The organism is Phenylobacterium sp., from assembly GCF_016124325.1.
GTDB lineage: Bacteria > Pseudomonadota > Alphaproteobacteria > Caulobacterales > Caulobacteraceae > Phenylobacterium.
The window spans coordinates 72616-92972 of sequence record NZ_WGNY01000041.1; the positions used below are offsets into that span (position 1 = coordinate 72616).

General features: G+C 69.8%; 17 protein-coding genes. 8 read left to right on the forward strand and 9 right to left on the reverse strand.

Translation table 11 applies throughout. From position 1 onward, the window contains the following. Positions 1 to 38 precede the first annotated feature (38 nt). The 4 genes from GC203_RS21095 to GC203_RS21110 all read right to left on the reverse strand — a co-directional run bounded on the left by GC203_RS21095 (position 39) and on the right by GC203_RS21110 (position 8002). A complete protein-coding gene (locus GC203_RS21095; RefSeq protein WP_293458585.1) occupies positions 39 to 839 on the reverse strand; it encodes a chorismate mutase in 801 nt (266 codons plus the stop codon). 93 nt (positions 840 to 932) lie between these two features. After that, entirely contained in the window at positions 933 to 2039 is a 1107-nt protein-coding gene (locus GC203_RS21100; protein ID WP_293458586.1) for a response regulator, read from the reverse strand. Positions 2040 to 2256: 217 nt separating this feature from the next. Continuing rightward, positions 2257 to 4800 carry a TonB-dependent receptor gene (locus GC203_RS21105; protein ID WP_293458588.1) on the reverse strand — a complete coding sequence of 848 codons (2544 nt, stop codon included), beginning with the start codon at positions 4798 to 4800 and terminating at the stop codon, positions 2257 to 2259. A 364-nt stretch (positions 4801 to 5164) separates the two neighbouring features. Beyond that, on the reverse strand, positions 5165 to 8002 hold the full coding sequence (locus tag GC203_RS21110; protein WP_293458590.1) for a TonB-dependent receptor: 2838 nt from the start codon (positions 8000 to 8002) through the stop codon (positions 5165 to 5167). A 238-nt stretch (positions 8003 to 8240) separates the two neighbouring features. Between GC203_RS21110 and queC the strand changes: the two genes are divergently transcribed. From queC to GC203_RS21125, 3 genes are all read left to right on the forward strand, one after another. Continuing rightward, on the forward strand, positions 8241 to 8966 hold the full coding sequence (gene queC, locus GC203_RS21115) for a 7-cyano-7-deazaguanine synthase QueC (RefSeq protein WP_293458626.1): 726 nt from the start codon (positions 8241 to 8243) through the stop codon (positions 8964 to 8966). Next, positions 8963 to 9595, forward strand: coding sequence for a 7-carboxy-7-deazaguanine synthase (gene queE / locus GC203_RS21120; protein WP_293458592.1), 633 nt, complete (start codon positions 8963 to 8965; stop codon positions 9593 to 9595). Before queC ends, queE begins: the two co-directional genes overlap by 4 nt. 75 nt (positions 9596 to 9670) lie before the next feature. Beyond that, positions 9671 to 10039, forward strand: coding sequence for a 6-carboxytetrahydropterin synthase (locus GC203_RS21125; RefSeq protein ID WP_293458594.1), 369 nt, complete (start codon positions 9671 to 9673; stop codon positions 10037 to 10039). A gap of 4 nt (positions 10040 to 10043) precedes the next feature. Here GC203_RS21125 and GC203_RS21130 read toward each other — a convergent pair whose 3' ends face one another. The 4 genes from GC203_RS21130 to GC203_RS21145 form a co-directional block, all read right to left on the reverse strand. Next, positions 10044 to 10529 carry a response regulator gene (locus tag GC203_RS21130; protein WP_293458596.1) on the reverse strand — a complete coding sequence of 162 codons (486 nt, stop codon included), beginning with the start codon at positions 10527 to 10529 and terminating at the stop codon, positions 10044 to 10046. A gap of 183 nt (positions 10530 to 10712) precedes the next feature. Beyond that, positions 10713 to 11843, reverse strand: a complete 1131-nt coding sequence (aroC, locus tag GC203_RS21135) for a chorismate synthase (protein ID WP_293458598.1) — start codon at positions 11841 to 11843, stop codon at positions 10713 to 10715. A 40-nt stretch (positions 11844 to 11883) separates the two neighbouring features. Next, a complete protein-coding gene (locus tag GC203_RS21140) occupies positions 11884 to 12936 on the reverse strand; it encodes a prolyl oligopeptidase family serine peptidase (protein WP_293458600.1) in 1053 nt (350 codons plus the stop codon). A gap of 96 nt (positions 12937 to 13032) precedes the next feature. After that, positions 13033 to 13704 (reverse strand): J domain-containing protein, encoded by a 672-nt coding sequence (locus tag GC203_RS21145; RefSeq protein WP_293458601.1) that lies wholly within the window; start codon positions 13702 to 13704, stop codon positions 13033 to 13035. A gap of 102 nt (positions 13705 to 13806) precedes the next feature. Between GC203_RS21145 and pdxH the strand changes: the two genes are divergently transcribed. From pdxH to GC203_RS21170, 5 genes are all read left to right on the forward strand, one after another. After that, positions 13807 to 14472: a pyridoxamine 5'-phosphate oxidase gene (gene pdxH / locus GC203_RS21150; protein WP_293458602.1), complete on the forward strand. Its 666-nt coding sequence runs from the start codon at positions 13807 to 13809 to the stop codon at positions 14470 to 14472. Beyond that, positions 14469 to 15953 (forward strand): bifunctional aminoglycoside phosphotransferase/ATP-binding protein, encoded by a 1485-nt coding sequence (locus GC203_RS21155; protein WP_293458604.1) that lies wholly within the window; start codon positions 14469 to 14471, stop codon positions 15951 to 15953. The genes pdxH and GC203_RS21155 overlap by 4 nt, the downstream gene beginning before the upstream one ends. A 76-nt stretch (positions 15954 to 16029) precedes the next feature. Continuing rightward, positions 16030 to 17676: a long-chain-fatty-acid--CoA ligase gene (locus GC203_RS21160; protein ID WP_293458605.1), complete on the forward strand. Its 1647-nt coding sequence runs from the start codon at positions 16030 to 16032 to the stop codon at positions 17674 to 17676. 114 nt (positions 17677 to 17790) lie between these two features. Continuing rightward, on the forward strand, positions 17791 to 18315 hold the full coding sequence (locus GC203_RS21165) for a GNAT family N-acetyltransferase (protein ID WP_293458607.1): 525 nt from the start codon (positions 17791 to 17793) through the stop codon (positions 18313 to 18315). Between the two features lie 152 nt (positions 18316 to 18467). Then, on the forward strand, positions 18468 to 19904 hold the full coding sequence (locus tag GC203_RS21170; protein WP_293458609.1) for a S41 family peptidase: 1437 nt from the start codon (positions 18468 to 18470) through the stop codon (positions 19902 to 19904). A 16-nt stretch (positions 19905 to 19920) separates the two neighbouring features. Here the strand turns inward: GC203_RS21170 and GC203_RS21175 are convergent, their stop codons facing one another. Next, positions 19921 to 20352 (reverse strand): PaaI family thioesterase, encoded by a 432-nt coding sequence (locus GC203_RS21175; RefSeq protein ID WP_293458611.1) that lies wholly within the window; start codon positions 20350 to 20352, stop codon positions 19921 to 19923. Positions 20353 to 20357: the final 5 nt, after the last annotated feature.

Below are 20357 nucleotides of genomic sequence, written 5' to 3' on the forward strand. Positions count from 1 at the left end.
GAAGACTGGACGGGGCCGGGTCGGCCGGAGGCGACCTCTTACACGTCCAGCGGCGCGGGCGCAGCCCCGATGACGCCCGTCAGGCGGCCGGGCGCACGGGCCAGGCGTTCGTCCTGCGGCTGATAGTAGCCCGCCAGCATCAGCAGTCGCAGGCCGCCGCTCTCGGCCACGATGTCGCCCGCCACGCCGTCACGGCTGAGCGCGTCGAGGATTCCGGCGCCCGGGCCGGGGGCGTCGGTCACCCAGAATGTGCGGTCGTCGCCCGTCGGCTCGACATCGACAGCCGCCACCGCGAGGGCCGTCATGGGCCCCCAGGCGGCCAGGCAGGGCAGGGCGGCGAAGACCTTGAGCTGGGGCTCGGCGAGCAGCCGGCCCCACCAGGCGCTCTCGGCGCCCAGCGCGCAGATGGCGACCCCGCCCGGCGTCTTGGCCTGGGCGATGGCGTCTTCCGGACGGGCCAGCTGGCTGAGCGGCGGAGCGGCGCCGAAGCGGTGGCGGGCCAGTTCGACCGTGCGGCCAGGATCGCGACCACCCCAGACGGCCAGGTGGAACGGCCCCTGGACCGAAAGGCTGTCGCCGATCAGCTCACGCCAGATCCTGACAATGAGCGCGGGGCTCGCCGCGGCGCGATTCGAGGCGATGAGGCGGCGCAGGATCGCGGCCTCGCGGCTGGGGCGCAGGGCGAAGCGGCCGGCGTCGCCCGCGGCCGCCTTGGCGTCGGCGACGATCCGCGCGAGGCCCGCGCGCTCGTCCACCAGGCGCAAGAGTTCGGTGTCGAGCGCATCGATGCGCTGACGCACGGCCTCCAGTGAGGGCGCCCCGGACTTCGCCTGCGACATAAATCTCCCCGAAACAGGAGCTCGCGACCTAAGGGATTGCCGAGGCGCGCGCAATAGCCCCGCGCGCGGCAAGAAAGTTGCGTTTGAAACGGATCAGGCCGCCGCGGCCGATCCGGACTCCTCAAGGGCCTGCTGAAGGGCCGCCAGAAGCTGTTCCGGCTTCATCGGCTTTTCGACGACGCCGTTCATGCCGGCCGCGAGATAGGCTTCGGCGTCATCAGGGTCGGCGTTGGCCGTGAGCGCGATGATGGGCGTTTCGCCAACCCGTCCGGGCAGGCCGCGGATCGCGCGCGTGGCCGCCACGCCGTCCATGCGCGGCATCTTGATGTCCATGAGGATCAGGTCGAAGCGGCCCGTCCGCACGGCTTCCACCGCCTCCTCGCCATCCTCGGCGGCCTCGCTGGTGCAGTCGAACATCTCGACAAGCGACTGGGCGACCATGCGGTTGGTGGCGTTGTCGTCGACCACGAGGATGTGGGCGGCGCGGCCCGGCTCCTGGACGACTTCCTCGACGGTGTCGGGCAGGAATTCGAGGTCGATCTCGAACGTCGCGGTGTCGGAGGCGCCGGCGTTGGCTTCCTTGCGCAGGCGGCCGCCCAGGCCCTCCAGCACGCGGCGGGCCAGCATGGCCTCGAGCGCGACCTCCAGCCCGAACCGCGCTTCGATGCTCCGGATGCGGCTCTCGAAGTCCTGCGCGTCCCACGAGGCGTCCCGAGGGCCGCGCACGCGCCCCTCGACCCTGACGCCGCCGGCGGTCGCGCGGGCGGTGAGGCTGGCCTCGACGGCGCCGCGCGCCTGGGCGCTCACGGCCTCGCCGATGAAGCCGTCGAAAATCTGTCGGAGGCGCCGCGCGTCGCCGAGGGCCGCGGCTTCGGGATCGCCATCGTAGGAGACGAGGAGGGTCACGCCCGCGGCGGCGGCGCGCGGATGCCAACGGTCCTGAATGTCGTCCATGAGTTCGCGCAGGCGAACCGGGCCGATGTCGAGGACCAGGCCGTCAAAGGCGACGGCGCGCAGGTCCATCGCCGAATCGATGATGCGCTGAACGCCCGCGGCGGCCTCGGAGACGCCCGCCACGCACGCTTCGCCGTCCGGAGTCAGCCGCTGGCGCGCCAGCTGCTCGGTGAGCGCCAGGACGCCCTCCATCTGCTGACGGACCTCGGCCGTGACGCGTTCGGCGAAGAACTGGGGAAGCGACATGGACCTATGCAATCGCAGGAACCTTCCCGGCATTGTGGCTGCCAGCACTTGCGTAGAGGTTAAACTGCACGCGAAGGCCGTTTCGGAATTGACGTCGCGTCGAAAAGAAGCGGGCGGCGGGCCGTGCAGCCCGCCGCCCGGAAGTCGGCGCTAGGGCTTCGCCGGGTGGAGCGGTGTCCGCTTCACCCGGGCCGGCCCTGGGGAGGAAACGCGCCAATCAGAACCGGTATTGCAGTTCCACGCCGTAGGTGCGCGGGGCGACCAGGCCGCGGGTGATCGCCGTGCCGGTCTGCGCCAGATAGGGGACGCCGTTCACCGTCAGGCCCGGGTTGGGGACGCCGAACACCGCCGTCGGGTTGGTCGAGCCGGTGGACGTGTAGCCCTGCTTGTCGAAGGCGTTCTTGATGAAGGCGATGACCGTGTAGCGGTCCTGGGCCTCACGCCAGATCGCCCGGAAGTCGGCCGTGCCGTAGGACGGCACCTCGAAAGCCGGGTCGGCGAACGGCTGGTAGATGGTCTTGTCGGTCCAGGTGTAGGTGCCCGAGAAGGTCAGCGAGCCCGGCTCGAATTCGAAGGTGTAGTTCGCATTGAGGGCGAACTTGTTCTTCGGCGACTGGTAGAGCGGCGAGCCCTTCAGGTCCTGGAACACCAGCAGCACGTTGTTCGTGACCGCCGTGCCGCCCGACGGGCGGGCGCTGGGAAGCAGGGCCGACGGGTCGGCCGGATCGTAGAAGCAGCAGCCGTCGGTGATCTTGGTGTTCAGGTAGCCGTAGCTGGCGTTGATCTGCAGGTGGTCGATCGGCTGCCAGACGGCCTCCAGCTCCAGGCCGTAGGCGCGGGCGTCGACGTTGACGAAGTTGTTGGCCGACGCCGTGCGGGCGGCGTTTAGCTGCTGCAGGTTGATCTGCAGGTCGTTGTAGTCGTTGTAGAACACCGCGCCGTTGATCTGCAGCGTCCGCGCGATGGTCTTCTTGGTCCCCACCTCGAAGGCGTTGACCGTCTCCTTCTTGGCTTCCGGATCGGGCGCGAGCGTGCCCAGCAGGAAGCCGCCCGACTTATAGCCGCGGCTGTACTTGGCGTAGACCAGGGTGTCGGAGTCCGGCGTCCAGTCGAGGTTCAGCGTGCCCGACAGCGCTTCCCAGGAGTTGGAGAGGCTGCGCGAGTTCTGGACGCCCGCCGTGGTGGGGTCGAGGTCGGTGGAGACGTCGAACGCCAGGGCGCCGCCCAGCGCCGGGCCGAACGGGCCGGCCGGGGAGTAGAGGACCAGGCGCTGGCTTTCCGTGCCGTCCTTCTTGTCGTGGCTGTACCGCAGGCCGGCGGTCACAGCGAACTGCTCGTTGAGCTCGTACTTGGCCTGGCCGAACACCGCCCAGGCGTCGGACGTCAGCGAGGCGTTCTGGTCGGCGAAGTCGCGGGTCGGGTTGGCCGCAGCCGGGATCAGGATCGGCGCGCCCGTCGTCGGGTTGATGCCGCCGAAGTAGTAGGGCGACGCGAGCTGGACCTGCTGCGGGTCGCCCAGTTGGATCCGCTGACGGTACTTCTCGTGGTACTGGTAGAGGCCCAGGATCCAGGTGAGCGGGCCGTCCGACTTCGAGGTGAGGTTCACCTCGTTGGAATAGTAGCGCTTATGCTCGTCGAAGTCGGTGGTGTAGTCCACGTAGACGCCGGGCACGCCGGCCACCGTGATCGGTCCCGTGCGGCTGGTGCCGTCGTAGTCGCCGCCCGTCTGGTAGTTGTACTTCTGGAAGCCGCCGATCCACTTCACGTCGGCGAAGCCCAGGTCGTAGGTCACCTGGGCGGTCACCAGGTGGTTGCCGCGCAGCTGGCCGTAGCCGTTGCGGTTGGTGTTCTGGACGTAGGGGTCGCTGGCGCCCGGATTGGCCGTCGTGTAGCCGAACGCGGGGCTGGTCACGAGGCCGCCGATCGGCTGGAAGGCGCGGGTCGTGTCGTAGGGCGTGATCAGGTTGGCGAGGCGGTCGCCGACGCCCAGCGTGTCGTCCCAGGTGGTGCGGCTGTAACGCACCCAGGCCGTCGACTTCTCGGAGAGTTCGGCCTCGGCCTGGAACTCGAAGTAGGTGCGGTTGATGGTGGCGCCTTCGTTCGCGCTGCCGATGTTGTTGATGTAGCCCTCGGTCTGCTTCTCCTTGCTGCCGCCGATCTTGAAGCGGAGGTTGTCGGCGACCGGGATCGAGACGACGCCTTCGACGCGGTAGCGGTCGTAGTTGCCGTAGACGCCGCGCACTTCGCCGCCGAACTCGCGCGCCGGGTGCTTGGAGATGGTGTTGAGCGCGCCGCCCATGGCGTTGCGGCCGTACAGGGTGCCTTGCGGGCCCCGCAGGATCTCGGTGCGCTCCACGAACAGCGGCGACTTGAAGAGCTCGGACGAGCTCGCCGAATAGAAGCCGTCGGTGTAGCTCGCCACGCCCGGGTCGTTGCCGATGTAGAAGGTGTTACGGCCGGCGCCGCGGAGGCTGACCCGGTCGGTGCCCGAATAGTTCATGCCGGGCGTGAAGTTCACGAAGTCCTGGATGCCGGTCATGCCGACGATGTCGCGCTTGGCCGAGGTGTAGGCCGAAACCGCGACCGGCACGTCCTGCAGCGACTGCTCGCGCTTTTCGGCGGTGACGACGAGTTCCTCGACCGTGTTGACGCTGTCGGCGTCGGTCGACTGGGCGAAGGCGGGCTGGGCGAAGGCGGCCAGGGCGAGGGCGGAAGCGCCGACGGCGAGAAGCGCCCGGCGCGGGGCGGAGTTGCGAGACATGAAGGTCCTCCCGGGGTCCGGCGGGATCTCCGCCGGCCTCGTGCGTTGCGTCTTGTTGGAATGGGCGCGGGGAGGCGCCCGGGGCGCGGACCCTCAAGCGCAGCCGGCGCAAACGTCAACTGGACAGCGATAACTTACGCCGTAACCCGCGCCGCTTTTTTCCGAGTGTGGCGAAAGTACCGCATTTTAGAAATGTCCCGTTAAAATCGAACAATGGTCACCGATCCCTTGTGCAGTAAGGGTTGGCGCAACGGTGAAATCCGAACGTTGGCATACCGGTGAGTGAAAAGTGTCGCCTCGCGACATGAAAAAAGGGGCGGCGGATTGCTCCGCCGCCCCCGAAAGGCGTCCTGAGAGGTGTCGACTACCAGCGCTTGGTGACCGAGACGCCGTAGGTGCGCGGCTCGGTGTAGAAGGCGTTCCGGTAGAGGCCCGACGAGTCGTCGGTCAGGTAGAAGTCAGTGATCGCCTTCTCGTTGGTGGCGTTCTTCACGAACCCGGCCAACTCCACGCCCAGGTCGCTGTTGGTGACCGTCAGCGTCAGGTTGACGTTGTCCCAGCTTTTGATCCGGTCGGCGCTGGAGTTGTAGATCCGCGCGAAGGTCTGGGACTGGTGGTAGTAGTCGCCGCGCAGCGTGGCGTCCCAGTCGCCCAGGATCCACGTGTACTGGGCGCCCAGCGAGACGGTCCAGTGCGGCGAGTTCGGCAGTTCGTTGCCGCTCAGGTTCACCGGGACGCCCTCGCTGACCAGCCCGCCGAAGGCGTTGGTGCCGGCCGCGAGCGCGCCCGACCCGGCGATGTTGGTCCCCGCGCCGGCCGCCGACACCAGGGTGCAGACGCCCAGCAGATTGTAGGGGTTGGTGGCGTTGGCGATGGTCAGCGCCGTCGCCGCATCGGCCGTCGAGACCACGCAGTTGGACGCGCTGCTCGACTTCACGAGCGTCAGCAGCGAATTGCCCTGCGTACGGTCGAAGGTGTCGATCGAGCTGGCGTTCTTGATCTTGGAGTCGAGGTAGCCGACCGAGGCGTTGAAGCGCAGGCCCTGCAGCGGCTGCCAGATCGACTCCATCTCCACGCCCTTCACCTCGGCGTCGATGTTCTCGTTGATCGAGGTGCGGTTGATGATCTTGGAGACCTGGTAGCCCTTGTAGTCGTAGTAGAAGCCGGTGAGGTTCAGCTGCAGGGTGCCGTCGGCCAGGGTGTTCTTGGTGCCGACCTCGAAGGAGTTGATGAACTCCGGCTTGAAGATCGGCGAGGTGGGCACAAGACCGATCCCCGGGCTGAAGGCCGGGTTCAGGCCGCCGGCCTTATAGCCGCGCGAGTAGAACGCGTAGACCAGGGTGTCGTTGGTGAAGTCGAGCTCCGGCTTCCAGTCGAAGCCGAACCGGCCCGTGGGCTTCTTGAACTTCACCTTCAGGTCGCCGTTCGGCGTCGGGCCGATGCCGGGCGTGCCCAGCGTGACCGAGTGCGAGCGGACGCGCTTGTCGTCGACCGTGTAGCGCAGGCCGGCGGTCCACTTGAACGTCGGCGTCATCTGCCAGTAGAGCTCGCCGAACGCGGCGTACGACAGGAGCCGGTAGGGGCCGTAGTTGTCGTAGTAGGCGTGACCGCTGCGGTTCGGGTCGGCGTTGGGGTCCACGCTGATGCAGGGCGCCGCGCCGACGCAGTTCGGGTTGCCGGTCGTGAGCAGGTTGTTGATCTGGTAGTAGCCCGTCCCCGTGTTGAACATCACGTAGTAGTCGCCGTCAGAGCGGTACCGGGTGATGAAGCCCCCGACGTTGAAGTTGAACGGCCCGTCGAAGCTCGACTGGAACCGGATCTCGTGGCTCCACTGATCGGTGTAGGCCGACGAGATGTCGCTGGTGGCGAAGCGGTTCAGCGCGCCGTTCTGCGGGTCGCTGATCACGCCGTTCGGGAACAGCGACGGATAGATCGCGGTGGCGTAGCCGGGGACCCCGGCGAACGCGTTCACCGGGTTCGGCGTGGTGTTGAAGCCGGTGCTCGGCGTGTAGCGGTTGTAGTCCTGCCGCGTGTAGAGCTTGTAGTAGGTATAGGCCGACAGCCAGTTCATCGTGATGTTGTCGGTGACATCGTACTCGGCGTTGAACTCGTAGATGTCGGTCTTGGACTTGTAGATCGGGTCGAAGGTCGACTCGATGTCGCGGATGTTCGGCGTCTGCATCTTGCCGGCGTAGGCGTCGCCGGTCTGGAAGCCGCCCAGCGCGCCGAACAGGCCGCCCAGGGTGCCCTGCGAGTTCACCGTGCCCAGCACATTGGCCGAGTAGAGCGAGGTGGACGAGCAGCCCTGGCTGAAGAGGCCGCGCTCGATCTGGCCGATCAGGCCGCCGGCGGCGGTGGAGTAGCCGACGCCGCCGACGTTCGCGGGCCCGTTGTCCTTGGTGCAGAACTGCTTGCCGATCCGCGAGCGGTTGTCGTCTTCCTCGAAGTGATCGAACAGCAGCCAGGTGCGCAGCTTGTCGGTCGGATGGAACGCCAGCGTCGCGCGCATGCCGTAGAGGTCGCGGTCGTCGGCGTCGTTGCCGGTGACGAGGTTGGTGCCGAAGCCGTCGCGCTTCAGGTACGAACCCGCCAGGCGCAGGGCGAACATGTCGCCGAGCGGCACGTTGACCATGCCCCGCAGCTTCTTGGTGCTGTAGTTGCCGTATTCGGCGCGGACATTGGCCTCGAACACGTCCTTGGGCTTGGCGGTGATGAGGTTCACCACGCCGCCGGTGGCGTTACGGCCATAGAGGGTGCCCTGCGGACCGCGGAGCACTTCGACGCGCTCCATGTCGTAGAATTCGGTCTCGAACAGGTTGTTGGCGATCAGCGGGGCGTTGTTCAGGTGGATGCCGGTGCCGGCGTCGCCCGAGGCGGCCACCAGCTTCGAGCCGATGCCGCGGATCTGGAAGTTGTAGCCCGTGAAGTTCCCCTTGGAGAAGTTCACGTTCGGCACGGCCAGCACCAGGTTCGGGCCGCCGTCGATCTTGGATTTCTCGAGCGCGTTCTGGTCGAAGGCCGAAACGGCGATCGGCACGTCCTGGAGGGCTTCCTCCTTCTTCTGCGCCGTGACGACCAGTTCCTCGATGACGTTGCCGGCCGAGGCGGCCTGTTGCGCCATCGCCGGCGTGGCGAAGGCGGCAAGGGCGCTCAGCGAGACGCCAACGGCCAGCAGGCCGCGCAAACTGCGGGTATCAGACATCTGTTCCTCCCAGGGCGCCCGGGCTCTTGTGTCTGGCCCGTGATCGCCGTCACGCCGCGAAACGTGCGCCTGCGGGGAGGCGGCGCGGCCCCCCGTTCAGCGAGCCGTGAAGCTCCGCCTGTGACTATCGCGTGTCAACGGAATCCGGGGTGGCGTAAGGGATTGCGGTCAAGGTGTGGCGCCGAAAACAACGAACCTGACGTTGCGTCCGCTTCCCCTGTGGCGCCCCGCAGGCCATATGGGGCCGATGAACGAAGGCGCCCTCGTCCTCTTTTCCGGCGGCCAGGATTCGACCGCCTGCCTGGCCTGGGCCCTGCACCGGTTCGACCGCGTCGAGACCGTGGGTTTCGACTATGGCCAGAAGCACGCCGTCGAGCTCGAGGCGCGGCGGCATGTGCGCGCGCGCATGGCCCGGGAATTCCCGGCCTGGGCGGGCCGCCTCGGCGATGACCACATGCTGGACATGCGCGGCTTCGGGGCCGTGGCCGACTCGGCGCTCACCCGCGACCGCGAGATCGAGATGACCGAGCGGGGCCTGCCGTCGACCTTCGTGCCCGGACGCAACCTCGTGTTCCTCGCCTACGCGGCGGCGCTCGCCGACCGCCGCGGCCTGAAGGCCCTGGTCGGCGGCATGTGCGAGACGGACTTCTCGGGGTATCCCGACTGCCGGCGCGCGACCCTGGACGCCATGCAGACGGCGCTAAACCTGGGCATGGAGCAGGACTTCAGCGTCGAAACCCCGCTGATGTGGCTGACGAAGGCGCAGACGTGGGCGCTCGCCAAGGGGCTGGGCGGCGAGCCGCTGGTGGCGATCACCGTCGAGGACACCCACACCTGTTACCTGGGCGAGCGCGGGACGCTGCACCCCTGGGGCCATGGCTGCGGGGTCTGCCCGGCGTGCGAGTTGCGTGCGCGCGGGTTCGAGCAGTGGGTCGCCGAGGGCCGCCCGGAGCTGGCGCCTTGAGCTACGCGGTCAAGGAGATCTTCCTGACCCTGCAGGGCGAGGGCGGTCAGGCCGGCCGCCCGGCCGTGTTCTGCCGCTTCGCGGGCTGCAATCTGTGGAGCGGGCGCGAGGCCGATCGCGCCTCGGCGGTCTGCACCTTCTGCGACACTGACTTCGTGGGCATGGACGGCGCGGGCGGCGGCCGCTTCGCCGATGCTGCGGCGCTGGCGGCGGCCATCGAGGCGGCCTGGACGGGCGGGCAGGACGACCGGCTCACCGTGCTGACCGGCGGCGAACCGCTGCTGCAGGTGGACGACGCCCTGGTGGCGGCGCTGCATGCGCGCGGCTTTTCCATCGCGCTGGAGACCAATGGCACGCTCCCGGCCCCGGCGGGGATCGACTGGGTTTGCGTCAGTCCCAAGGCCGACGCGCCGGTCGTCCAGACCCGCGGGCAGGAACTGAAACTGGTCTATCCGCAGCCGGGCGTCGATCCGGCCGCCTTCGAGCACCTCGACTTCGAGACGTTCCGGCTGCAGCCGCTGGACGGGCCCGATCGCGCCGCCAACACCGAGGCCGCCATCGCCTATTGCCTCGCCCATCCGCGCTGGCGCCTAAGCATGCAGACGCACAAGTACCTCGGCATCGCTTGACGCAGCGCATGGCGCGCGCCGGTTGAAGCGTGTAAGAGCGCCGCGCGCCGGACGGGCGCCGCTTTTCGACGACCCATGACGACTCCTATTTTCGAGATCACCAAGGCCGCGACGTTCGATGCGGCCCACTACATCACCGAAGGGCCCGAGCACCGGCCCTATACGAACCTGCACGGGCATTCGTTCCGCGTGGAGGCGACCGTGCGCGGCGAAGCCCAGCCGGTGGGTTGGGTGGCCGACCTCGCCGACCTGGATTCGGCCCTGAAGAGCGTGGCGGGCGAGCTCGACCATGGCCTGCTCAACGACAAGCCGGGCCTCGAGCGTCCGACGCTCGAGCACATCTGCCTCTATTTCGCCGAGCGCCTGAGGCCGACGTTCCCGGGGCTGTCGCGGGTTGTGGTTTCGCGTCCCACCATCGGCGAGAGCTGCGCGCTGAGCCTTTGAACGACTAGCGGTCGTTGGCCCGGCGGCGAGGCCCCTTGTAGGTGGGATCGTTGCGACGCCGCCGATCGGGCCCGAAATAGTCGGCGCTGCGGATGTAGGGCCGTGGATGTTCGATGGCCTGGTGCAGGCGCTCGATCACGCCCCGCGCCGTCAACGGCTTGGCCAGGAACTCGTTCACGCCCGCGTCGCGGGCCTCGTTCACCCGGGCGAAGGTGGAATGGCCCGTGACCATGATCACCGGCGCCATCTGGTTCGGGCTGTCGGGCGAGTTGCGCAGCAGGCGGACGAAATCGATGCCGTCCAGCGGCTGCATCGACAGGTCGGTCATGACGATGTCGATGTCGTGGTCCCGCATCATCTGCAGACCCTGGGCGCCGTCATTGGCCTCGTAGATGTGCGTCACGCCGATCGCACGCAGGATCTCGGCGAGGAGAACCCGCATGTAGTGGTTATCGTCCACGAGAAGGATCTTCAGCAGGTCGTAACGCACGAAGTCCGATCTACCGGGTCGGTTCAGGCGGGGCGACTCATCTCTGCACGAGGCGCTGAGCGAGGGTGGCGCTGATTAAGGTGACCCACGTTACCCGGTCAATCGAATATCGGGGTTGCCAAATCGGAAACGCTCATTGCGATCAGAGGTTTGCCGTCCCTCGGACCGTTCGGTTGAATCCGCTCAACTGCCGGATGGTCCCGGGCGGAACGCCCCGCCGCCGGCCTGGCCGCGGTGGCGCAGGAAGGCGTCGGCCAGCACGCAGGCGGTCATCGCCTCGACCACGGGCACGGCCCGCAGGCCCACGCAGGGGTCGTGGCGGCCCTTGGTGCGAAGCTCGATCTCCTCTCCGGCCTCGTTCAGGCTGGCCCGCGGCGTCAGGATCGAGGAGGTAGGCTTGAAGGCCACCCGCGCGGTCACCGCCTGGCCGGTGGAAATGCCGCCCAGCACCCCGCCCGCCTTGTTGGACAGGAAGACGGGCCCGTCGTTGCCCATCCGCATCTCGTCGGCGTTCTCTTCGCCCGAAAGGGCGGCGGCGGCGAACCCGGCGCCGATCTCGACGCCCTTGGCCGCGTTGATCGACATGAGCGCTGCGGCGAGCTCGGCGTCGAGCTTGCCGTAGATCGGCGCGCCCCAGCCCGCGGGCACGCCGGTGGCTTCGACCGCGACGACGGCGCCGGTGGACGAGCCGGCCTTGCGCACCTTCTCCAGATGGGCTTCCCAGACCGGCACGATTTCGGGGTCGGGCGCCCAGAATTGGTTGTCGCCGGTCACGTCGAAGTCGATCCGCCCGGGCTCGACCGCGTGCGGGCCGATCTGGACCACGGCGCCGCGGATGGTCACGCCTTCGAGGATCTTGCGGGCGATGGCGCCGGCGGCCACGCGTGCGGCGGTCTCCCGCGCCGACTGGCGGCCGCCGCCGCGGTAGTCGCGCACGCCGTACTTGGCGAAGTAGGCGTAGTCGGCGTGCCCGGGCCGGAACGCCTGGGCGATCTCGGAATAGTCGCGGCTGCGCTGGTCGACGTTCTCGATCATCAGCGAGATCGGCGTGCCGGTGGTGACCTGGCCGCCGTAGCGGGCCTTCACCTTCTCGTCCTCGAACACGCCGGAGAGGATGCGCACGGCGTCCGGCTCCTGGCGCTGGGTGACGAACTTGCCCTGGCCCGGACGGCGGCGGTCGAGCCACGGCTGGATGTCGGCCTCGGTCAGCGGGATTCCAGGCGGGCAGCCGTCGACCACGCAGCCCAGGGCCGGCCCGTGGCTCTCGCCCCAGGTGGTCACGCGGAAGAGGTGGCCGAAGGTGTTGTGGCTCATGGCCCCGCGCTTCTAGCCGAAGCGCGCGCCGCCACCAATCCTAGGGCGCGCCCAGCGTGCGGCCGAAGAAGTCGAGCGCCATGTCGATCGCCGCCTGGTGGGTCGGGTCCTGGGGCGGCTCGTCGCGGCAGAGCTCCGTGACGGCGCGCCCGGCGTCGGTGCAGGTCGACAGGAAGTCGTAGTGCTTGACACCCGGCAGCTCCCTGACCTCGGCGCCGGGGATCATCCGCGCGGCGACGCGGCCGTTGGTGTCCGGCGGCGCGACGGGATCGGCGTCGCCCAGCAGGATCGCTGTCGGGACCTTTATCGACGCCAGGCTCTCGGGCGTCAGGCCCTGGACGATGGCTGGCGCGATGGCGAAAGCCGCCTTCACGCCTGGAATCCGGTGGTCGTCACCCGCGTGGGCGACCGCGCCGGCCAGCTCGGGCGACTTCAGGGCCTTCTCGGCGTCGTCCATGCTGAGGGCGTATTCTTTCTGCGGCCGGCAGACCCCGTCCTCGGGATGCCGCCGGCAGAAAGCGACGAAGCGGAACATCTCCGGCCGAGCGCCCGCCGAGACAAGGGTCGTGAAGCCGCCCGCCGAGAAGCCCGACACGCCCACCTTCGCGCCGTCGATGCGCGGGCCGATCTCGGGATCGGCCTTCGCCGCCCCAAGCGCCGCGGCCAGATCGTCGGCGCGGGTCCAGGACAGGATCGCGCCGGGCGTCGTCATCTTGTCGAGGCCGTTGTTGCCGGGATGGTCGACGGCCACGACCACGTAGCCCGCCCGCGCCAGCGGCACGCCGAACCAGCCCATCATCCGGGCGGTTCCGCCGAAGCCGTGAGAGAATAGGATCACGGGCCGCACCTTCGCGTCGGCGAAGGGCGCGTCGGGCGCGACGGCGCCGACGACGAACAGAGGCTTGCCTGGCGGGCCGAGGTCGATGCGCTCTTCCTTCGCGCCCTCAGCGGCCGGGTACCAGACCGTGACCCGCACGGTCGTGCGGTGTTCGGCGTCCCGCAACGCCGCCGTGGCATCTGACGCCTGCAGGTGGCGCTCGCCCACCGGCCCCGCCAGCGCCCCGAACGCTACGCTCAGAGCGGTCGCTATCACGCTCGCGGCCAGGGATGCCCGCATCGCCTCCCCCCTCTCGTTCCGATTTTCCGCGATGTTAGCCGCGCTGCCCCGGGGTCGCCGCTTAAATCCCCGTCATGCGGCCCAGGCGGCGGCGAAGCGGCGCAGGAGCGTGAGCGCGGCGCTGTCGGTCGCGCCGGTCCTGGCGGCGAGCCGCACGAAGAGGTGGCCGTGGGGCCGTCCGGCGCGCGCGGGCAGGCCCTGGCCGTCGATCCGCGCCAGGCCCCGCTCGGCGGCCTTCCGGTCGATCCAGACGCTGCGGCGGCCCATCGGGGTCTCCAGGCTGATGCGGCCGCCCTTCCTGAGCGTGGCGGGCGCGACCTTGGCCGTGATCCAGAGATCGTCGCCGCGGACCAGCATGCCGTCCTGGGCGCGGATATAGACGGAGAGTTCGGTCCCCGCCGCGCGCACCTTGTCGCCCGAACGCAGGCCGGGAGGCAGGGTGAGGCGGATCAGCCGGCCGTCTGCCAGGCGGTGGTCGGTCTCGCCGCCCTCCAGGGCGACGCGAGGCGAGATCTCCAGCGAGCGCTCGCGCGGCTTGCGCGGCCCGGCCTGGGCGACCTCGGTGTCGACGTCCGGTCCGTCCTGCAGCCGGCGATAGGCCTCGACCACCTGGCGGAAGGCGCCTTCGTCGCCGCCGGCGTCGGGGTGGGCGCGCTTGGCGGCGTCGCGAAAGGCCTGGCGCACCTCGGCCGGAGTGGCGGCGGCGGTCACGCCCAGCACCTCGCGGGCGAATTTCGGCGTCATGTCGGGAAGCGCCCGAGTCATGAACCGCGACGTTAAGGTGAACGACCTCAACACACCGTTAAGCCTCGCAAGGCAGGCGCACGCCGCGCTATAGGGCCGGACGTGACCGAGAAGACCTTCATCCCGCCGTCGCCCAGCGAGGACGACTACGTGGCCCAGGTGGCCGCCGCCGGCCCGCCGCCGCAGCTCACCGAGGACGATCCCTTCGTCCTGTTCCGCGAGTGGCTGGCCGAAGCCCTGCAGAAGGAAGCCAACGACGGCAACGCCATGGCGCTCGCCACGGTGGACGAGAGCGGCCTGCCCGACGTGCGCATGGTGCTGCTGAAGGACGTCGATCCGTCAGGCTTCGTCTTCTACACCAACCTCGGCAGCGCCAAGGGCCGCCAGCTCGCGGCCAATCCCAAGGCGGCGCTGCTGTTCCACTGGAAATCGCTGCGCCGGCAGGTGCGGGTGCGCGGCGAGATCAGCCGGGTGACCGACGCCGAGGCCGACGCCTACTGGGCCACCCGGGCGCGGCCCGCCCAGCTCGGGGCCTGGGCCTCGGCCCAGTCGCAGCCGCTTCCCGACCGGATGGCGTTCGAGAAGAAGATCGCCGAGTACGGCCTCAAGTTCGGCCTGGGCAAGCCGCCGCGGCCGCCGCACTGGTCGGGCTTCCGCCTTGCGCCGCTCACGATCGAGTTCTGGCGCGACCGGCCCTTCCGCCTGCACGAGCGGCTGGTGTTCGAGCGGGCCGGCGACGGCTGGTCGACGCACAGGCTGTTTCCTTGAGCGACGCCGTCGAGGACGAAATCGTCGCCTGGCTCACGCCGCTGAGCGATCGGCGGATCGACACCGCCTGCGCCCACGTGTTCCTGCAGCCCGACCGGGTGCTGAAGGTGAAGCGGCACGACGACCTGGGCTACGCCGACTTCTCCACCGACGCCCAGCGGCTCTGGGCCCTGGAGCGCGAGCTGGAGTTCAATCGGCCCGCCGCGCCCGACATCTACCGCGCCGTTCGCCGGATCACCCGCGAGGCCGATGGTTCGCTCGCCATCGACGGGGCCGGCGAGACGCTGGACCACGTGCTGGAGATGCGGCGCTTCGACGAGACCTGGGTGCTGTCGGCCCGGCCCGAGGCCGTGGACGGCGAACTGGCCGAGCGGCTGGGCCGCGCCATCGCCGGCTTCCACGCCACGGCGCCCCTGCGGCCGGCGGGCGGCCTGACGGCGCTCGCCTGGACCGTCGGCTCCAACGCCCAGCTCCTGCGCAACACCTGCAAGGGGCTCGACCAGGACCGGGTGGAGGTGATGATCGCGCTGACCGAGACGGCGCTGGAGGAGCAGTCGGCGCTGCTGGCGCATCGCTCGGCGACGGGCTTCGCGCGGCGCTGTCACGGCGACCTGCACCTGGGCAACATCCTGCTGGAGAACGGCCAGCCGATCCTGTTCGACTGCATCGAGTTCAGCGACCTGCTGTCGGATCTCGACGTGCAGTACGACCTGGCCTTCCTGCTGATGGACCTGGACTTCCGCGACCGGCGCGACGCCGCCGTCCGCGCGCTGTCGGCCTATCTGGACGAAGCCGCGCGCAGCTTCCCGGCCGAGATCTGGCGGGGCATGGCCGCGATGCCGCTGATGCTGTCGGTGCGGGCGGCCGTCCGCGCCCATGTGACCGCCCACTCCGGCGAAGTGGAGACCGCGCGGGCCTATGTGGAGGCGGCCATCACCCACCTGTCGCCGCCGCCGCCCGTGCTGGCGGCCGTGGGCGGGCTGTCGGGCTCGGGCAAGTCGACCTTCGCCCGCGCCATGGCGCCCGGCCTGGGCGCCTCGCCCGGCGCGGTGATCCTGCGCACCGACGAGGTCCGCAAGCGGCTGGCCGGGGTCGCGCCCACCGAAACCCTGCCCGCCGAGGCCTATGCGCCGGAGGCTCAGGCGCGCGCCTACGACGAGATGTTCGCCAACGCCGCCGACCTGCTGCGCGCCGGCGCCTCGGTCGTGCTGGACGCCACCTTCATCGACGCCGGGCTGCGGACCCGCGCCGCGGCGCTGGCGGACGATTGCGGGGTCGCGTTCCGCCCCGCCTGGCTGGAGGCTCCGGTCGAACTGCTAGCCGCGCGCGTGGCCGGCCGCTCGGGCGACGCCTCGGACGCGACGGTCGACGTGCTGCGCGAGCAGGCCTCGCGCCTGGGTGGCGAGATCGGCTGGACGAAGGTCGACGCCGCGGCGCCTACGGCGGCGGCGGTCGCAACCTGGAACCGCGCGAAGGCCTGATCTCGTTGCGGAAACGGCCTCGGCTGACTAAGCCTAGACGCCAAGTAACGATCGATAACCTGGGAGACGCTCGCCCATGCTGGGCCTGATGCAGAACTGGCCGCTCACGGTCGACAAGATCCTGGACCACGCCAAGCACTGGCACGGTGACCGCGAGGTGGTCAGCCGATCGGTCGAGGGGCCGATCGTGCGCACGACCTATGCGCAGATTCACGAGCGGGCGAAGAAGCTGTCCAACGCCCTGCGCGGCCTGGGCGTGCTGCCGGGCGACCGGGTGGCGACGCTGGCCTGGAACACGGGCCGCCACGTCGAGGCCTGGTACGGCATCATGGGGATCGGCGCGGTTTGCCACACGCTGAACCCGCGGCTGTTCGCCGACCAGCTCTGCTACATCATCAACCACGCCGAAGATAAGATCATCTTCACCGACCTGACCTTCGTGCCGGTGCTGGCCGAGAACCGGGCCCGGATGCCGACGGTCGAGCACATCGTGGTGATGACCGACCGGGCCGGAATGAAGGGCGTCGACCTGCCCGGGGCCCTCTGCTTCGAGGATCTGGTCGAGCGGAGCTCGGCCGAGTGCGACTGGGGCGGCTTCGACGAGAACACCGCCGCGGGCCTCTGCTACACCTCGGGCACGACCGGCAATCCGAAGGGCGTGCTCTACTCCCACCGTTCGAACTTCCTGCACACCCTGGTGACCCTGGGCGCCGACGTCATGGGCCTGTCGGCCCGCGACACCGTGCTGCCGGTGGTGCCGATGTTCCATGCCAACGCCTGGGGCCTGGCGTTCAGCTGCGCGGCCGTGGGCGCCAAGATGGTGATGCCGGGCCAGAAGCTGGACGGCGCTTCTGTGCACGAGCTTCTGGAGACCGAAGGCGTGACCTTCTCGGCCGCCGTGCCGACCGTCTGGCAGATGCTGCTGGCGCACCTGCGCGAGACCAAGGGCGAGCTTTCGACCCTCAAGCGCGTGGTGATCGGCGGCTCGGCCGTGCCGGAAGCGATCGTGCGCGGCTTCCGCGACGAGTACGGCGTCGACGTCACCCACGCCTGGGGCATGACCGAGACCTCGCCGCTCGGCACCCAGGCCACGCCCAACGCCGCCATCGCCGCCATGAGCGAGGAGGAGCAGCTCCGCTACAAGCTGAAGCAGGGCCGCCCGCCGCTGGGCGTGGAGATGAAGCTCACCGACGACCAGGGCGCCCGCCTGCCGCACGACGGGACCACCTTCGGCAAGCTCAAGGTGAAGGGGCCGTTCGTGGTGGGCGAGTACTTCAAGGGCGAGGGCGGGGCGATCCTCGATCCCGAGGGGTTCTTCGACACCGGCGACGTCTCCACCATCGACGACCAGGGCTTCATGCAGATCACCGACCGGGCCAAGGACGTGATCAAGTCCGGCGGCGAATGGATCAGCTCCATCGAGATCGAGAACATCGCCGTCGGCCACCCCAAGGCCGCCCTGGCGGCGGTCATCGGCGCCTTCCACCCCAAGTGGGACGAGCGGCCGGTGCTGCTGGTCAAGCTGGAGCACGGCGTCGAGGCGGCCAAGGAGGACTTCCTGAAGTTCCTCGAAGGCAAGATCGCCAAGTGGTGGATGCCCGACGACGTGGTCTTCGTCGACGACATCCCGCTGGGCGCCACCGGCAAGATCGACAAGAAGGTCATCCGCGAGCGGATGAAGGATTACGTCCTGCCGACGGCCAAGGCCAAGGAGAACGCTTGATTTCGGGGCTCCACCCTGAGCGCGATCCGCAAAAGTGGAGACCGGTTTTGCGGTCAGATCGCGCTCAAACTCTTGGATTCGAGCCCCTTTAAGGGCTCTGGGCTTTGCCGGGGCATGGACGTCGAGCTGAAACCGGCCGCCGAGGCCGACTATCCCGCCATCGTGGCCCTCACCAACCGCGCCTTCCGCCAGACCGGCGAAGGCGCGAGCTGGAACGTCGAGGACGTGATCGCGGGCGACCGCATAACCGAGGGCCTGCTGCGCGAGGAGGTCGCCGGCGCGCCGGACGGGCATCTGCTGATCTGGCGCGACGCGGCGGGCGAGCACCTGGGGCATGTGCGCCTGGAGCCCATGGCCGACGGGGCCTGGTATCTCGGCATGCTGACCGTGCGGCCCGACCGCCAGGACCAGAAGCTGGGCCGCCGCCTGCTGGCCGCCGCCGAGGACTTCGCGCGCGGTCACGGCGCGGACCGCATCCGCATGACGGTGGTGAACGTCCGCGACACCCTGATCGCCTGGTACGAGCGCCGCGGCTACGCGCGCACCGGCGAGACCGAGCCCTTTCCCTACGGCGACGATCGCTTCGGGACGCCGACGCGGGACGACCTCTGCTTCGTCGTGCTTGAGCGGGGGCTGTAGGCGCCTGCGGCGAGACGGGAAGAGGGCGACCGACGGCCCGACCGTCGCGCCAGGCCGGCGTTTCGTCGCTGCGGCCTTGAAATCTTCCAGCCGCTCCAATGGTCTGGCCCGCCCATGGCGCGGCGCCGCGCCCGGGCGTCCAGGAGTTTCGAATGCGCATACGCCGACAGGCCGTTCCGGCTGCGGGAAAACCGGCCGAGCCGCGGCGTAGCCGGGCGCTCTCCCGCCGAAACGTCCTCGCCTTCGCGCCGTCGCTGTTGGTCGCCTCCGGAGCGGCGCGCGCCTGGGCGGCCACGGGCGCCGTCTCGCACTGGCGGCTGCGCATGCCCCACACCGCGTTCGGCCCGCTCGACCTCCTCGTCGAGATGCGGCGAACCGGCGACGAGAGCTTCACGGTCGTCAGCAGCTCCGGCGCGATCGACCTCGTCCGGCGGCTGCCGGGCGCCGCCGCGCCGCCGACGGACATCGCCGACGGCCTCTGGGCGTTCGCCTTCACGCGCGAAGGCGGCGGCTGGCGCGGCGTTTCGCTGGCGTCGCGCAAGGGCGACGAGGCCCGGATCACGCGGCTCGATCCGGAGGCGATCGAGGGCGAGATCGCCAAGGGCTGGTTCCGAGGCTCCTTCTCCGCCGCCCCGGCGCTGGGCAGGGCCGCCCGCTTGCGGGACTATCCGGCCGCCGCCGCCGGGCTTCGCGAGGTGGTCGCCGCCAGGCTCTTCGATCCGCATCTGGCCCGCGGGCCGGAGTTCGGGCGGTTCCTGTCGCGCCTCGATGCGGTCGCCGCCCGGGCCCGGGACGACCTCGACCTTTGCCTCGCCGCGCGCTGGGCGTGGGACGGCCGGCCCGCCGCCTCGCACTTCGAATTGCGCCGGTCCGACGTCTCGGCGGCCGACCTCGCGGCCCGGTTCGAGACCATGAACGCCGGCGGCCGGGGCGCCGAGCTGAGGTTCGAAGACGATGTGGCGATCCTCCGTGTCTCGACGATGATGGGCGGCGACACCCTGCAGCAGATCGAGGCCGCCTGGCGCACGGTGGCCGAGCGGCGTCCGCAGGCGCTGATCATCGACCTGCGGGGAAATCCCGGCGGCGCGTTTGCGATCAAGCCGCTCACCGCGCCGCTCCTGACCGCGCCGCTGGACGCGGGCGTCTTCGCCTCGCGTCTCTGGCGAAGGGACCATTCGGAGGCGCCGGGGCGCGCGGCCATGATGGCGGCGCCGGCCATTGAGGGAACCTCGCTGATCGCCTTCTGGCGCACGGTGCAGGCCCAGCCCCTCACGCGCGTGAGGATCGATCCCGAGCCGATCGGCTTCGAGGGGCGCGTCGATGTGCTGGTCGACGGGCGCACGGCCAGCGCCGCCGAGATGGCCGCCGACGCGCTCCGGCGCACGGGCAGGGTCCGTCTGGTGGGCGAGCCGACGGCCGGGCAGATGCTGTCGGGGGCCTATTTCGACCTGCCCGAAGGCTTCCAGGTCTACCTACCCGTCGCCGACTACTTCGCTGGCGGGGACCGCCGCCTGGAGGGCGCTGGCGTGATCCCGGATGTCCGCGCGGCCAGCGGCGACGCCCTGGAGGTCGCGAAAGGGGCGGCCTGAGCCGGGCGAGAGCGCGTCAGGTCCGCGGGTAGAGGATCACCTGGGTGCAGCGGAACGCCGCCATCAGCCGGCCGGTGGCCGCGTCGGTGACGGCGGCGTCCCAGACCTGGGTCGTGCGCCCGCCGTGCAGCAGCGTGGCGGTGCAGATCGCCTCGCCTTCCCGCAGGATGCCGGTGAAGTTGCACTTGACCTCGGCCGTGGTGAAGCCGCTCGCGCCCTCCGGCCACGCGGTCGAGACGCCGTAGGCGCAAAGGATGTCCGCCACCGACAGCACCGCCCCGGCGAGGAGATAGCCGGTGTGGGCCACGAGGTCGGGCCGCGCGCTGAAGCGTCCGACCACCCGCCCGTCGGCGACCTCGGTGATCATGAGGCCGAGATGCTCCGGCAGCTTGCCGAGGTTGGCGCGGTTCAGGTCCTCGACGCTGGTGTGGTTGGCGGTCTTGGGCACGACGG

What these genes read in the sequence shown, in the direction of transcription:
- aroC (WP_293458598.1), bottom strand. Translation starts at nt 11,843, where the DNA reads ATGAGCCACAACACCTTCGGCCACCTCTTCCGCGTGACCACCTGGGGC.
- queC (WP_293458626.1), top strand. Translation starts at nt 8,241, where the DNA reads ATGGGGCCGATGAACGAAGGCGCCCTCGTCCTCTTTTCCGGCGGCCAG.
- GC203_RS21125 (WP_293458594.1), top strand. Translation starts at nt 9,671, where the DNA reads ATGACGACTCCTATTTTCGAGATCACCAAGGCCGCGACGTTCGATGCG.
- GC203_RS21110 (WP_293458590.1), bottom strand. Translation starts at nt 8,002, where the DNA reads ATGTCTGATACCCGCAGTTTGCGCGGCCTGCTGGCCGTTGGCGTCTCG.
- GC203_RS21145 (WP_293458601.1), bottom strand. Translation starts at nt 13,704, where the DNA reads ATGACGCCGAAATTCGCCCGCGAGGTGCTGGGCGTGACCGCCGCCGCC.
- GC203_RS21100 (WP_293458586.1), bottom strand. Translation starts at nt 2,039, where the DNA reads ATGTCGCTTCCCCAGTTCTTCGCCGAACGCGTCACGGCCGAGGTCCGT.
- GC203_RS21165 (WP_293458607.1), top strand. Translation starts at nt 17,791, where the DNA reads ATGGACGTCGAGCTGAAACCGGCCGCCGAGGCCGACTATCCCGCCATC.
- GC203_RS21095 (WP_293458585.1), bottom strand. Translation starts at nt 839, where the DNA reads ATGTCGCAGGCGAAGTCCGGGGCGCCCTCACTGGAGGCCGTGCGTCAG.
- GC203_RS21160 (WP_293458605.1), top strand. Translation starts at nt 16,030, where the DNA reads ATGCTGGGCCTGATGCAGAACTGGCCGCTCACGGTCGACAAGATCCTG.
- GC203_RS21105 (WP_293458588.1), bottom strand. Translation starts at nt 4,800, where the DNA reads ATGTCTCGCAACTCCGCCCCGCGCCGGGCGCTTCTCGCCGTCGGCGCT.
- GC203_RS21170 (WP_293458609.1), top strand. Translation starts at nt 18,468, where the DNA reads ATGCGCATACGCCGACAGGCCGTTCCGGCTGCGGGAAAACCGGCCGAG.